Below are 12,552 nucleotides of genomic sequence, written 5' to 3'. Positions count from 1 at the left end.
CGTCGCGCCCGCGGGTGTGGTCTCGGCGTCCGCCGGGCGCGGGGGACGACGTCGGGCGCGCCGCGCGGTGAGCTGCCGGACCAGGTCGCCGAGCCCCGCGAGCAGGAGCAGTGCGCCGACGATCCGGGCGCTGACGTCGGGCGGGGCCCAGCTCAGTGCCGCGAATCCGACCAGCAGCCCGACCGTCACGCTGGGCAGCAGGCCGCGCAGGATGCGCCAGCGGACGTCCCTGCCGTAGGTGCTGACGGCGACCAGGTCGCCCACGATGAGCAGCGGCAGGGCGACGCCGGCCGCCTGGACCGGCGGGAGCACCGAGGCGATGATCGCCGCGCCGAGCGCGCCCAGCGGAGGCAGGCCCGTCTTGGACAGGCCCATGAGCAGGGCGGCGATCGTGCCGCCGACGACGACGGTGAGCGTGAGGGCCGATGCGTCCATAGCGGGGAGGACTCTACGGCGCAACGACGCCGGTCTGCCGATCCTGCCCGTCCGGGCTGTCCAGCCCCTTGCACACGTGTCAGCCGTGCAGGTCACGCTGGTGACCTGCACGGCTGACACGTACCGGGGGTGGAGCGGGTCAGTGTGCTCCGGGGCGGGACGCGCTCGACCCGTCGCGGTCCTGGTCGGACTTCTCGCCGTCCGACGCCTCGACGGCCGGGGTGCCCGACGCGTCGCCCGTGCCGGCGTGCTGGGTGGCCTCGCCGTCGTCGTCGTTGCGGGTCGCATGGAGGCTGGTGAAGGTGACGATCACGAGGACGGCGATGATCACGCCCAGCGAGGCGACGGTCGGGATCTCGGGCACGCCGGCCCAGATGCCGTGGGCCCAGTGCAGCACGAGCTTCACGCCGATGAAGGCGAGGATCGTCGCGAGGCCGTAGCCCAGGTGCACCAGCTTGCTCAGGGCGGTCTGCAGCACGAAGTACAGGGCGCGCAGGCCGAGCAGGGCGAAGGCGTTGGTCGCGAACACGAGGTACGGGTCGCTGGTGATGCCGTAGACGGCGGGGACGGAGTCCACCGCGAAGACGACGTCGGCGGCGAAGATCGCTACGACCACGACCGCCAGGGGGGTGAGCATCCGCTTGCCGCCCTCGCGGACCGACAGCGCGGGGCCGCGGTAGTCGTCCGTGACGGGCATGAAGCGGCGGATCAGCTTCACCGAACGCAGCTCGGAGACCTCGATCGCGTGGTCGTCGCCCTTGATCTGGTCGCGGAGGATCTTGACCGCCGTGGCCAGCAGGATCGCCCCGAACAGCAGGAAGGCCCAGCTCAGGTTGGCGAGGACGGCGGCGCCGACGGCGATGAAGACGCCGCGGAGCACCAGTGCGCCGACGATGCCGAGCAGAAGGACGCGCTGCTGCAGGGCCGCGGGCACCGCGAAGGCGCTGAGCAGCAGCATGAACACGAAGAGGTTGTCCACGGACAGCGACTTCTCGACGAGGTACCCGGTCAGGTACTGCACGCCGATCGACGAGCCGAAGGTGGCCCAGATCCAGCCGCCGAACGCGAGCGGGAGGGCGATGTAGAAGGCGCTCCAGCCCAGGGCCTCACGCATCGAGACCTCGTGGGGGCGCCGGGTGATGAGGAAGTCGACGACGATCAGGACGATCACGGCGAGGATCGTCAGGGCCCACATCATGGGTGTGGCCACGGTCGTCAGCGCGGAGGCAGGGGCAGCAGAACTCGTCAGCTGGGCGAGCAAGGAGTCTCCAAAGATAGGTCGGCTCCGAGGTCTCCTTCGCCTTGCTGGGCAAGGCCGCCGCCCGAGGCACTGGTAGCAGTGCCGTAATGACCGGGACGGTGTTGGGAAGTACTCCCCCCGCGGCAGGGAGTCTACGGTATGGGTCCCGCGTCTGCCTACGGTCTCTGCTCGGGGCGTGACGTGCGACCGGTGGGGCCCTGGCCCCGCTTCAGCGGTGGTCGCCCTGGACGAGACGGCGCACGCTCTCGACGACGACCTCGCGCCTGCGGGCTCGGGCCGGCTGCCGGACCATCGCGAGCTCCGGCGTGTGCAGGTGCCAGCTCATCATGAGCGCTCGAACCTCGGTGAGCAGCTCCAGGGGTGCGTAGGCACTCGTCAGCCGGCCGGCGTCCTGGGCCTCCTTGATCGCCTTCAGCTTCGCGGTGTTGGATGCCTTGATCGCCTCGAGCTGCCCTTGAGGGCGTTCCAGCTGGTACCAGGTGGTGAGCCGCAGCGTGGTCGGGTTCGCCTCGTAGAGGTCGAACCCACGGCCCGCGTAGGCGGGCAGGTCGGTCGCGTCGAAGTCGACCTTGTCCACGAACGCGAGCACCCGCTGCGCGAAGACGGTGTCGAACAGCTCGTCCTTGCTGCCGAAGTGCTTGTAGATGAGCGCCTTGTTCGCGGGGGCGTTCTCGGCGATGCGGTCGACCCGTGCGCCTGCGATGCCGTACGCGGCGAACTCGGCCTCCGCCGCGTCGAGGATGCGGGCGCGGGTCGCGTCGGAGTCTCTGACCATGCCACCCATCCTAGTTAATAACTAGTTAGTTGCAAGCGTCGCCACATCGTGCTTCACTGGAGGTAACAAACTCGTTAGTTACTTCCAGATCGGAGAGCAGCTCTCATGTCCGCCTCATCCAGCCCGGCCCGTCCGGGCGCAGACCGCAGGGGCGTCGTCCTGGCCGTCATCCTCGGGTGCCAGCTCATGATGACGCTCGACGCCTCGATCGTGACCACGGCGCTGCCGCACATCCAGCAGGAGCTCGGATTCACCGACTCGGGGCTCTCGTGGATCCAGAACAGCTACGTCCTCGTGTTCGGCGGCCTGCTGCTCCTCGGCGCTCGCGCCGGCGACCTGTTCGGCCGTCGCCGCGTGTTCGTCGCCGGCGTCGTCGTGTTCACCCTCGCGTCGCTCCTCGCCGGCGTCGCGCAGACGGCAGAGCTGCTGATCGCGGCCCGCGCGGTGCAGGGCCTGGCCTCGGCCTTCGCGATCCCGGCCACGCTCGCGCTCCTGGTCTCCAGCTTCCCGGCCCCCGAGGAACGCGCCCGTGCCATCGCGGTCTACAGCGCCGTGATCGGCGCCGGCGCGAGCGTGGGCATCATCGTCGGCGGGGTCTTCACCCAGTTCTGGTCGTGGCGCTGGGGCCTGCTCATCAACGTGCCGATCGGCGCGCTCGTCGTCGCACTTGCGCCTCGTGTGCTGCCCGAGGGCGGGCGGCAGTCCGGCCGGATCGACGTGCCCGGTGCGCTCACCATCACCCTCGGCATGTCCGCACTGGTCTACGGCCTGGTCGAGGCGGCCGAGGCCGGTTGGTCCAGCCCGCTCACGATCGTCCCGCTCGTCGCGGCCGTGGTCCTCGTGGTCGCCTTCGTGCTGGTCGAGCGCCGGGCGGCCCAGCCGATCGTCCCGCTGCGGCTGTTCGCCAGCGTGCAGCGGTCCGGAGCGTATGTCGGTCGCGTCCTCATCGTCGGCGCGATGTTCTCGATGTTCTACTTCCTGTCGCAGTACCTGCAGAACGTGCTGGGCCTCAGCCCGCTGGAGACCGGCTTCGCGTACATCCCGATCACCGCGATGTTCTTCGCGATGGTGTACGTCGTCCGATTCCTCGGCGCGCGGATGAACAAGTCGACCCTGCTCGTCGCCTCCCTGGTGCTCGCGACCGTCGGCATGGCCTGGATGAGCCGGCTCGACGCGACCACCCCTTACTTCCCGCAGATCGTGCTCCCGCTGCTCGTGCTCGGCGTGGGTCAGGGCATCGCGATCATCCTGTTCACCGAGCTCGGCATGGCCGACGTCGGGCAGTCCGACGCCGGTGCGGCCTCGGGCCTCGTCAACACGGCCCACCAGATCGGCGGCTCGATCGGGCTCGCGATCCTGACCGTCATCTTCGCCTCGGCCGTCGGTCACGGGACGGATCCCGCCCCGGCGGTCCAGGCCGAGGGATACGCCGCGGTGTTCCAGGTCTCCACGCTCTTCTACGTGGGTGCCGTCGTCGTCGCCGTCGTGATCCTGGTCGCGAACCGCCGCTCTCGGCGGCGAGCGGCTCTGCTGAGCACTGCGCCGTCGGCCGTCTGAGCCGCCAGCGACTCGTCCGACCACCTGTCTCGAACCCATCGAAAGGAACCACCATGTCCACGTGGATCATCACCGGAGCGGCAACCGGACTCGGCCGTCTGCTCGCCGAACACGTCCTCGCCGAGGGGCACGACGTCGCGGCCGCCGCGCTCGACGTCGGCCCCTTGAGCGACCTGGCCGAGCGCTACCCGGAGAGCCTGCTCCCGGTCACCGCCGACATCACCGACGCCGATGCCCGCGCGCGGCTGGTCGAGGCGGCCCGGCAGCGGTTCGGGCGGATCGACGTGCTCGTCAACAACGCGGGCATCGACTTCATCGGAGCGGTCGAGGAGCAGGACGAGTCCGACTACCGCGCGGTGTTCGAGGTCAACTTCTTCGGGGCCGTGGGCATGATGCGTGCGGTCCTGCCGACCCTTCGCGACCAGCGGGCCGGCACCATCGTCAACATCTCCTCGATGGACGGGATCGCCAGCCTCCCGGTGAACGGCTACTACTCGGCGAGCAAGTTCGCGCTGGAGGGCATCACCGACGCACTGGCGGGCGAGGTGGCCCACCTCGGCATCACCACGCTGCTGGTCGAGCCTGGTTCGATCCGCACCGGGATCATCGGCCGCACCAGGGCGTCGGGCGCACGGATCGCGGACTACGAGCCTGCCGTCCGTCCGTTCCTGGACGCGGTGGCCCTGCCGGACGCGGCCACTCTCCTGTTCCCCGGGGACGCGACGGCGTCCGCCGCGGCCGTCTATGCCGAGGTCACGGCGGCGCGCCCACGGCGTCGTCTGATCCTCGGCAGCGACGCACTGGCGAACGTCACGCGCGCCGTCGAGCGGCTCCGGGAGGACGTAGCCGCCAATGCGGGGACGGCTGGGGGCGTCGACTATCCGGTCTGAGCGGTTCGGCCGCCGGCGACGAACGAGTACGCCGGACCCTGATCTGTGGTGGGGAACACCACCAGGCTCTGGACGGCGAAAGGGCCCCTCATCTGGCGTGATGCCTGGTGAGGGGCCCTTTTCCGGGTGGTGCGCCTGAAGGGATTCGAACCCCCGACCTTCTGCTCCGGAGGCAGACGCTCTATCCACTGAGCTACAGGCGCGAGGCCGCTGGCTGGGATGCGTTGCTCCCTTAACGGCCGAAGTGAGACTACCAGGTAAGCGGCCCCGCGCGTGCATCCAGGCCTGTGACCCGCGGCGTCGCGCGGCGTGACACCGTGCGACGCGGAAACGCGCTGCGATCGGTGCCCCGCGCTTGGCAACCTTCCGCCGGCCCGACGCGTCTGTGTGCCGTGATTCCGCGAAGAGCTCGACCTCAGGGGCGTACGGACAGGTACGCAGTTGACGACCAGGGTGGTGGACATGGTGAGTGATGACGCGGCTGTCCTCGACGACGCCCGTGCCCGGGTGGTGACCACGGGTACGGCCGCGGAGCGGTTCACGGCGTTCGCCAGGGACCGCTCGCCCGAGCTGTCCAGGATCGCCTACCTGCTGTGCGGCGACACGCACCGGGCGGCCGACCTGGTGCAGCTCGCCCTGGAACGGACCTACCGGGCCTGGGGCAGGGTGGGCGACGGCGACCCGTTCGCCTACGCCCGCAAGATCATCGCCACGGCCAGGATCGACAGCTGGCGGCGCACCCGGAAGGACGTCCTGGTGTCGCCCACGGACCTGCGGCCGGGGGCGACGCCGGACGGCACGCAGCACGTCGTCGACCGCGACGAGCTGGTGCGGGCGCTGCGACAGCTTCCCGCCGCGCAGCGGCGCGTCGTCGTCCTGCGTTACCTGCTGGACCGGACGGAGAAGCAGACGGCCGAGGACCTGGGGATCTCCGTGGGGGCCGTGAAGTCGGGCGCCTCGCGCGGGCTGGACCGGCTCCGGGACGTCCTCGGAGCAGAGGTCGGCACACCCAGCACCTCGCGGAAGGAGGCGCAGTGATGAAGGAGCAGAACGACACTCTGGTGAGCCTGATCCACGACGTCGCGGACCAGGTCGGGCCCGTGGCCGGGATCGACGGCGAGACGATGGCGCGGCGGGCGATCCGCCACGAGCGCACCCGGCGCGGGGTGATCGGCGGCGTCGTGACGCTCGCGGTCGCGGCGCTCGTGACCGTCGGCGGCATGATGGCCACCGGGAAGCAGGTGCTGCCGGCCGGCTGGCCCTTCGGGGACGGGTGGCACGAGGTTTCCGGGGGCGGTCTGATCCTGTCGGTGCCGTCCGACTTCGAGGCCTACGACCAGGGCGAGGGCTACCCGTCCTGGGGTACGGACGGTCAGGAGGGGCCGTTCGACCCCGCGGAGGTGACGGCGGCGGTGACGGTCATGCCGCTCGACGAGGGTGACTCTCCGTCCGAGTCCGACAGCGACCTGGTCGAGATCGACGTGCCGGGCGCGGCGTCGGCGCAGTACCTGCTGGTGGAAGAGGGCTGGGACGCAGGCCCGCAGGGCATGCTGGAGGTCGAGCTGGAGTCCGGACGAGTCGTCCAGGTCATCGTGGTCCTGCCCGACGCGCCGGAGTCCGCGTCGCTGTTCGAGCGACTCGTCGAGGGCGTCCGGGTCGATCCCGACGCGACCGAGGCGGACCTTGACATACAGGGGCCCGCGCTCGACGTCATCGAGGAGCACCCCGCGGACTGGGCGGTCCAGGAGCACCAGGGCCTGAGCTTCGCGATCCCGGGGGACTGGGTGGAGGACGACCTGTCCGCGGCCAGGGAGGGCAACTGGCCGACCGTCTCCATGGACGACGCCGACGGTGAGCTCCGCCTGCAGGTGACCACGTCCGGGGCCTCGCTCGTCCCGGACGACGAGTTCGGCCACACGTACGAGATGGCCCTGCCCCCGGGGGCCGATCGGGCCGGCGCCGAGCTGGACCCGCAGGACGGGACGTTGCACGCCTTCATCGAGGTCCGCCGGGCGGAGGGTCGCACGTACACGATCGACGTGTACGTCCCCGAAGGGGCGGACGGCGACCGGGTCGTGAGCACGATCGCCGGAAGCCTGGAGTTCACGGCCGAGGCCGAGGACCTGCCGTCCTACGAGGACCTGCCGGACGGCCGGGCGCTCGTGGACGCCGCCCCGCCGGTCCCGGAGGACTGGGTGGTCGTCTCCGACCTGCCGGACGTGCGTCTGCGGGTGCCCGCGGACTGGACCAGCCTGGGCGAGGACGGCGAGCTCGTCCGGGAGGCCCCGGGTGACGAGTACGAGGGGGTGGGCGTCTCGGTCGAGGAGGCGGGCATCCTCGGCAACGGCGACATCCCCGTCGGTGGGTACCGGATCGACGTGCCCGGGGCGGAGCAGGCAACCGTGCGGATGACCGACTACACCGCCTACGGGGAGGAGGAGGCCGCGGCGTTCAACGCCCGGGTCGAGGTGGAGCTCCCTGACGGACGGTTCGTGCAGCTGGGCTACGACGGTCCTCCGGGTTCCGACGACCGGTTCTGGCAGATGCTCGGCACGCTCGAGGTGGTCACGGACTGAAGGTCGTTGCCGGACGGCGGTGGCGGGCCCCTGACGTGGGGCGCGCCACCGCCGTCCGGTGCCTGTGGACAACGAGACAGGGGATCCGGCCCGGCCGATAGAATCGATCCGTGACCCCCACGGAGCTCTCAGAAGCACTCAGCGCTGCCCTCGCAGCGGCCGTCGCCGACGGCACGCTCGCCCTGCCCGCCGACGCCGTCCCGGCGTCGGTCCACGTGGAGCGACCGAGGCAGCGAGAGCACGGGGACTGGGCCACGAACGTCGCCCTCCAGCTCGCGAAGAAGGCAGGCACCACGCCGCGGGCGCTCGCGGAGGACCTCGCGGCCCGGCTCGGCGCGACGCCGGGCATCAAGTCGGTCGGCGTCGCCGGACCGGGCTTCCTGAACATCACGCTCGACGCCGCCGCCGCGGGCGAGCTCGCACGCACCATCGTCGAGGCCGGTGCCGCGTACGGCCGGGGCGAGGCCCTGGCCGGCCAGGTGATCAACCTGGAGTACATCAGCGCCAACCCGACCGGTCCGCTGCACATCGGGCACACCCGCTGGGCCGCACTGGGCGACTCGCTGGCGCGCATCCTGCGCGCGGCAGGCGCCGACGTGACCGCCGAGTACTACATCAACGACGCGGGCGCCCAGATGGACCGCTTCGGGGAGTCCGTGCTGGCGCGCGCCACCGACGGCGAGGTGCCCGAGGGCGGCTACCGCGGCGAGTACGTCAAGGAGCTCGCGACCAAGGTCCTGGCGGACCACCCCGAGCTGCCGGAGCTGCCGCACGACGAGGCCGTCGCGGTCGCCCGGGAGTCGGGCTACGCGCACCAGCTCGCCGAGATCCGCGAGGTGCTCGAGAACTTCGGCGTGCACTTCGACGTCTGGTTCTCCGAGCGCGACCTGCACAGCTCGGGCGCCGTCGAGAAGGCCGTGGCCCGGCTGCGCGAGCAGGGGCACGTGTTCGACCAGGAGGGCGCGGTCTGGCTGCGGACCACGGACTTCACGGACGACAAGGACCGCGTGATGATCCGGGCGAACGGCGAGCCCACCTACTTCGCCGCCGACGCCGCGTACTACCTGTCCAAGAAGGACCGCGGTTTCCCGGGCAAGATCTACCTGCTCGGCGCCGACCACCACGGCTACATCAACCGCCTCAAGGCCATCGCCGCCTGCGCCGGGGACGACCCGGAGACCAACATCGAGGTGCTGATCGGCCAGCTCGTCAACGTCGGCGGCGCCAAGCTGTCCAAGCGCGCCGGCAACATCATCGAGCTGCGCGACCTCGTCGACTGGATCGGCAGCGACGCCGTCCGTTACTCGCTCGCGCGCTACCCCGCGGACACGCCGCTGGAGCTGCAGGGCGAGGACATGCTCAAGCAGACCAACGACAACCCGGTCTTCTACGTGCAGTACGCGCACAGCCGCACGGTGCAGATCGGCACCAAGGCCGTCGAGCGCGGCGTGGCCCGTGCCGACGGGTTCGACCCGGCGCAGCTCTCGCACGCCTCGGAGGGTGCGCTGATCGGGCGGCTGACCGAGTTCCCGCGGATCGTGGCGCAGGCCGCCGAGCTGCGCGAGCCGCACCGCGTGGCCCGCTACCTGGAGGCCCTCGCCGGCGACTTCCACTCCTGGTACAACGACGACGAGAAGCTGCGCGTCACGCCGTACCCCGACGAGGAGGTCACGGACGCCCACCGGGCCCGTCTGTGGCTGAACGACGCCGTCCGCACGGTCCTGGCCAACGGCCTCGACCTGCTGGGCGTGAGCGCCCCGGAGCGGATGTGACCGGCGCGCCCTGGTCCACGGGCGCCGGCCGGCTGCCCGACGGCGCGCTGGCCGTCGCGGGCGTCGACGTCCGCGACCTCGTGGCGGAGCACGGGACGCCGGCCTACGTGCTGGACGAGGCCGACTTCCGGATGCGTGCCCGCGCCTACCGCACGGCGTTCGAGGCCGCCTTCGGCGCCGTCGGCGCGGGCGTGGACGTGTACTACGCCGGTAAGGCGCTGCTCACCGTGGCCGTCGCGCGGTGGGCGCGCGAGGAGGGGCTGCGCGTGGACACGGCCTCGAGCGGCGAGCTCGCCGTCGCGCTGCGGGCCGAGGTGCCTGGCGCCGAGATCGGCCTGCACGGCAACAACAAGTCCGACGCCGAGATCCTGCGCGCCCTGGACGCCGGGGTGGGCCGCATCATCGTGGACTCGCTGGTCGAGATCGAGCGGGTCGCGCGCCTCGCGGGGGAGCGCGGCGTCGTGGCCCCGGTGATGGTCCGCGTGACCACGGGCGTGCACGCCGGTGGGCACGAGTACATCGCCACGGCCCACGAGGACCAGAAGTTCGGGCTGTCGGTCAACGCGGCGGACGGGGCGGAGAGCCCCGCGATGGCCGCGCTGCTGGAGGTGCTCGAGCACCCCGAGCTCAGGCTGCTCGGCATCCACTCGCACATCGGCTCGCAGATCCTCGACCCGGACGGGTTCGAGGCCGCCGCGCGCGTGGTGCTGCGCCTACGGGCCGACCTGTCCGAGCGGTCGGGCGTGCTCGTCGACGAGGTCGACCTCGGCGGCGGCTACGGCATCGCCTACCTGCCCGGCGACGTCGCGCTCGACCCCGAGCGGGTGGCCAAGGACATCGCGCAGTCGGTGTCCGGCGTGTGCCAGGAGCTCGGCACGAGCCTGCCGCGGTTCTCGATCGAGCCCGGCCGGGCGATCGTCGGGCCCGCGGGCCTCACGCTGTACACGGTCGGCACGGTCAAGCCCGTCACCGTCTCGGCGGACGGCGGCGCCGACTTCACGCGCACCTACGTGTCGGTCGACGGCGGTATGAGCGACAACATCCGCCCCGCTCTGTACGGGGCGGCGTACCACGCCGAGATCGTGGGCCGCTCGTCCGCGGCCGAGACGGTGCTGGCGCGCGTGGTGGGCAAGCACTGCGAGTCGGGCGACATCGTGGTGCACGAGGTGCAGCTCCCGGCGGACGTGCGCGCGGGCGACCTGCTCGCCGTCGCCGCGACCGGCGCCTACGGGCGCTCGATGGCGTCCAACTACAACATGCTGCCCCGCCCGCCGGTGCTCGCGGTCTCCGACGGCGCCTCGCGGGTGCTGGTCCGCCGCGAGACCGAGGACGACCTGCTGGGCCTCGACCAGGGCTGACGGACACCAGGGCGGCGGGCAGGTGACCGAGGTCGCCCGCCCGCCGCCCTGTCGTCAGACGTCCTGGGCGGCGTCGACGTGGCAGCCGGCTGAGGAGTCCTCGTAGTCGTCGATGTGCCCCTCGATCTGCTGGCTCAGGTCGTCGAGCTGCGCGCCCAGGGCGTCGATCTCGGCGCCGATGGTCTCCGCCGTCGACATGTTGCCCGCGGCGACCGCGGCCATGAAGTCGTTCAGCCCCTCCAGGTAGACGACCGTCTTGTCGTCCATCTTGGCCGACACCTCCAGCATCGCGTCCGCGTCGTCGATCGCGCCGACGCACGCCGTCGCGGTGGTCTCGGCGCGCTCCTTGGCGATCTCCAGGTCGTCGATCGTCGCGTGGGCATCGGCGATGGTCTGCCTCGCGCTCGCCAGGTCCGACGCGAAGCCCGCGGCGCGCGTCTTCCACTCGTTGGTCGAGACGACGCCGAGCGCGCCCCACACCACGGCGGCGATCAGCAGCACGATCAGCACGAGGGTGACGGCGTGCTCCTTGAGGAACGCCACGAGGGCCGAAGGGGTCTGCGGGGCCGAGCGGGTGGGCGACGCCGGTCCGGTGTCGGCGTCGGCAACCGCGCCGTTCGGTGCGACCAGAGCCGGAGCTGGCTCAGGGGTCGGAATGGGTTCTGGGGCGCGGCGGGCGCCCTCGTCGTCGGACATGCGGGCACCGTATCCGGCTAAAAGCACCCAAAACCGCCACAACGGAACTGCTACGCAAAGTTCACCCGGTCGGGTTCTCGCTGCCACCCGTGCTCTTGCCGCCGAGCAGGCCGCCGACGACCCCGCCGACCACGCCGTCGACGGTGCTGCCCACCAGGTCGAGCGTGCCGCCCACGACACCTTCGACCAGGCCGGTCTCGGCCGGGGCGTCCGGTTCCGCCTGTGCGGGCGGTTCCGTCGGCTCGGCAGGCGCCGGCTTCTCGGGTGCGGCTGGGGTCTTGCCGCCGGAGCCCACCGAGGAGCCGCCGCCGGGGCGAGACCCCGCGTCGGCTCCACCGCCTGTGCCGGAGCCGCCCGTGCCGGAGCCGCCGTAGCCGGACCCCGGCCCGCCGTCGGACGGGGACTGCTCTCTGTCACCCGAGCCCCCGGCAGACCGGACTCCCGGGGACGCGGGGTCGGTGCTCGCCACCGTCGTCCACGAGCCGACGTCGGACGGGTCGATGGCCCGGTTGGGGATCGAGCCCGCCGCGAAGAACTCGAAGTGCCAGGGCTCGGGCTTGGCGCCGCCGAGCTGTGCCCAGGAGGGGTTGTCCCAGCCATAGTCGGGCGCGTGCAGCCGCAGCCAGACGTACTCGTCGGAGGCGCCGCCGGCGATCGGGTTGCCGAGGTCGACCGCGAGGCCCCAGCCGTGGTTGGACGTGCCGGGGATCGCGGCCAGGTGCGGCTTGGCGCCCCGGACCGCCACCTGCATCTCGAAGGACCGGTAGGAGTCCGTGAGCGGGATCGGGTGGCCGAACTCCTTCTCGAACCGGGCGCTCAGCGCCGTCAGGCGCTCGGCGGCGTCGCAGCGCAGCAGGTGCCCCGGTGCGAAGGGCAGCGCGCACAGCACGTCGGCGGGGATGCGGCCGTTGGCGTATCCGGCGGTGGAGTCGCCGTAGGCCGCCACGGTGTCCAGCAGGTTCCGACGCAGGGAGGTCCCGGTGTCCGGCAGCGTCTCGATGAGCGCGGTGGGCGAGGACGGGTCGAGCATGTTCGCGAGCCGCATCGCCGCGACGGCCACCTCGTCGAAGGTGACGTGCTCGCCGACCTCGTCGGGCGCGACCTTCGCGGCCGGGAGGTCGTCCGGCGTGCCCCAGTCCGGGGCAGGGCTCCCGTGGGTGCCGCCGCTGACGGTCCGGGAGACCTGCGTGGCGCCGATCGGTTCGGACGGCGCGGGCGTGCGCGGCTCGCCC

At 71.8% G+C, this 12,552-nt stretch carries 11 protein-coding genes and 1 tRNA gene; 6 read left to right on the top strand and 6 right to left on the bottom strand.

What is annotated here, in order from left to right:
- From PROKR_RS27930 to PROKR_RS27920, 3 genes are all read right to left on the bottom strand, one after another.
- Positions 1–435, bottom strand: a 435-nt coding sequence (locus PROKR_RS27930; RefSeq protein WP_157602826.1) for a TSUP family transporter, incomplete at its 3' end; no start/stop codon positions are given.
- A 139-nt stretch (positions 436–574) separates the two neighbouring features.
- Entirely contained in the window at positions 575–1,645 is a 1,071-nt protein-coding gene (locus PROKR_RS27925) for a TerC/Alx family metal homeostasis membrane protein (protein ID WP_425414953.1), read from the bottom strand.
- A 259-nt stretch (positions 1,646–1,904) separates the two neighbouring features.
- A complete protein-coding gene (locus PROKR_RS27920) occupies positions 1,905–2,471 on the bottom strand; it encodes a TetR/AcrR family transcriptional regulator (RefSeq protein WP_036970391.1) in 567 nt (188 codons plus the stop codon).
- Positions 2,472–2,576: 105 nt separating this feature from the next.
- On the opposite strand from PROKR_RS27920, the gene PROKR_RS27915 reads away from it, so the two are divergent.
- Together PROKR_RS27915 and PROKR_RS27910 are read left to right on the top strand one after the other, a co-directional pair.
- A complete protein-coding gene (locus PROKR_RS27915; RefSeq protein ID WP_051433445.1) occupies positions 2,577–4,028 on the top strand; it encodes an MFS transporter in 1,452 nt (483 codons plus the stop codon).
- 53 nt (positions 4,029–4,081) lie between these two features.
- The gene (locus PROKR_RS27910) at positions 4,082–4,918 is read left to right on the top strand and encodes an SDR family NAD(P)-dependent oxidoreductase (protein ID WP_036970389.1); all 837 of its coding nucleotides are present in this window, start codon (positions 4,082–4,084) and stop codon (positions 4,916–4,918) included.
- Positions 4,919–5,045: 127 nt separating this feature from the next.
- Here the strand turns inward: PROKR_RS27910 and PROKR_RS27905 are convergent.
- Positions 5,046–5,121 (bottom strand) — tRNA-Arg (locus tag PROKR_RS27905).
- 259 nt (positions 5,122–5,380) lie between these two features.
- Here PROKR_RS27905 and PROKR_RS27900 point away from each other — a divergent pair.
- The 4 genes from PROKR_RS27900 (at position 5,381) to lysA (ending at position 10,624) form a co-directional block, all read left to right on the top strand.
- On the top strand, positions 5,381–5,956 hold the full coding sequence (locus tag PROKR_RS27900; protein ID WP_036970760.1) for a SigE family RNA polymerase sigma factor: 576 nt from the start codon (positions 5,381–5,383) through the stop codon (positions 5,954–5,956).
- Positions 5,956–7,494: a hypothetical protein gene (locus PROKR_RS27895; RefSeq protein WP_036970386.1), complete on the top strand. Its 1,539-nt coding sequence runs from the start codon at positions 5,956–5,958 to the stop codon at positions 7,492–7,494. Before PROKR_RS27900 ends, PROKR_RS27895 begins: the two co-directional genes overlap by 1 nt.
- 110 nt (positions 7,495–7,604) lie before the next feature.
- Complete coding sequence (gene argS, locus PROKR_RS27890; protein WP_036970383.1) at positions 7,605–9,266, top strand: arginine--tRNA ligase; 1,662 nt, start codon at positions 7,605–7,607, stop codon at positions 9,264–9,266.
- A complete protein-coding gene (gene lysA, locus PROKR_RS27885) occupies positions 9,263–10,624 on the top strand; it encodes a diaminopimelate decarboxylase (RefSeq protein WP_036970380.1) in 1,362 nt (453 codons plus the stop codon). Before argS ends, lysA begins: the two co-directional genes overlap by 4 nt.
- A 54-nt stretch (positions 10,625–10,678) precedes the next feature.
- Here lysA and PROKR_RS27880 read toward each other — a convergent pair whose 3' ends face one another.
- Together PROKR_RS27880 and PROKR_RS37945 are read right to left on the bottom strand one after the other, a co-directional pair.
- Positions 10,679–11,320 carry a hypothetical protein gene (locus PROKR_RS27880; protein ID WP_036970377.1) on the bottom strand — a complete coding sequence of 214 codons (642 nt, stop codon included), beginning with the start codon at positions 11,318–11,320 and terminating at the stop codon, positions 10,679–10,681.
- A gap of 61 nt (positions 11,321–11,381) precedes the next feature.
- Positions 11,382–12,552: M15 family metallopeptidase (locus PROKR_RS37945; RefSeq protein ID WP_281171766.1), on the bottom strand; the 1,171-nt coding region annotated here is incomplete at its 5' end.

Origin of the sequence: Promicromonospora kroppenstedtii DSM 19349 (genome assembly GCF_000515355.1) — a bacterium.
Classification (GTDB): domain Bacteria; phylum Actinomycetota; class Actinomycetes; order Actinomycetales; family Cellulomonadaceae; genus Promicromonospora; species Promicromonospora kroppenstedtii.
Note: the sequence above shows the minus strand (reverse complement) of the source record. Positions and strands in the feature narration are given on the sequence as shown.

Coding starts and splice junctions, on each gene's coding strand:
- PROKR_RS27920 (WP_036970391.1), bottom strand. CDS start 2,471: ATGGTCAGAGACTCCGACGCGACCCGCGCCCGCATCCTCGACGCGGCG.
- PROKR_RS27915 (WP_051433445.1), top strand. CDS start 2,577: ATGTCCGCCTCATCCAGCCCGGCCCGTCCGGGCGCAGACCGCAGGGGC.
- PROKR_RS27910 (WP_036970389.1), top strand. CDS start 4,082: ATGTCCACGTGGATCATCACCGGAGCGGCAACCGGACTCGGCCGTCTG.
- PROKR_RS27900 (WP_036970760.1), top strand. CDS start 5,381: ATGGTGAGTGATGACGCGGCTGTCCTCGACGACGCCCGTGCCCGGGTG.
- PROKR_RS27895 (WP_036970386.1), top strand. CDS start 5,956: ATGAAGGAGCAGAACGACACTCTGGTGAGCCTGATCCACGACGTCGCG.
- PROKR_RS27880 (WP_036970377.1), bottom strand. CDS start 11,320: ATGTCCGACGACGAGGGCGCCCGCCGCGCCCCAGAACCCATTCCGACC.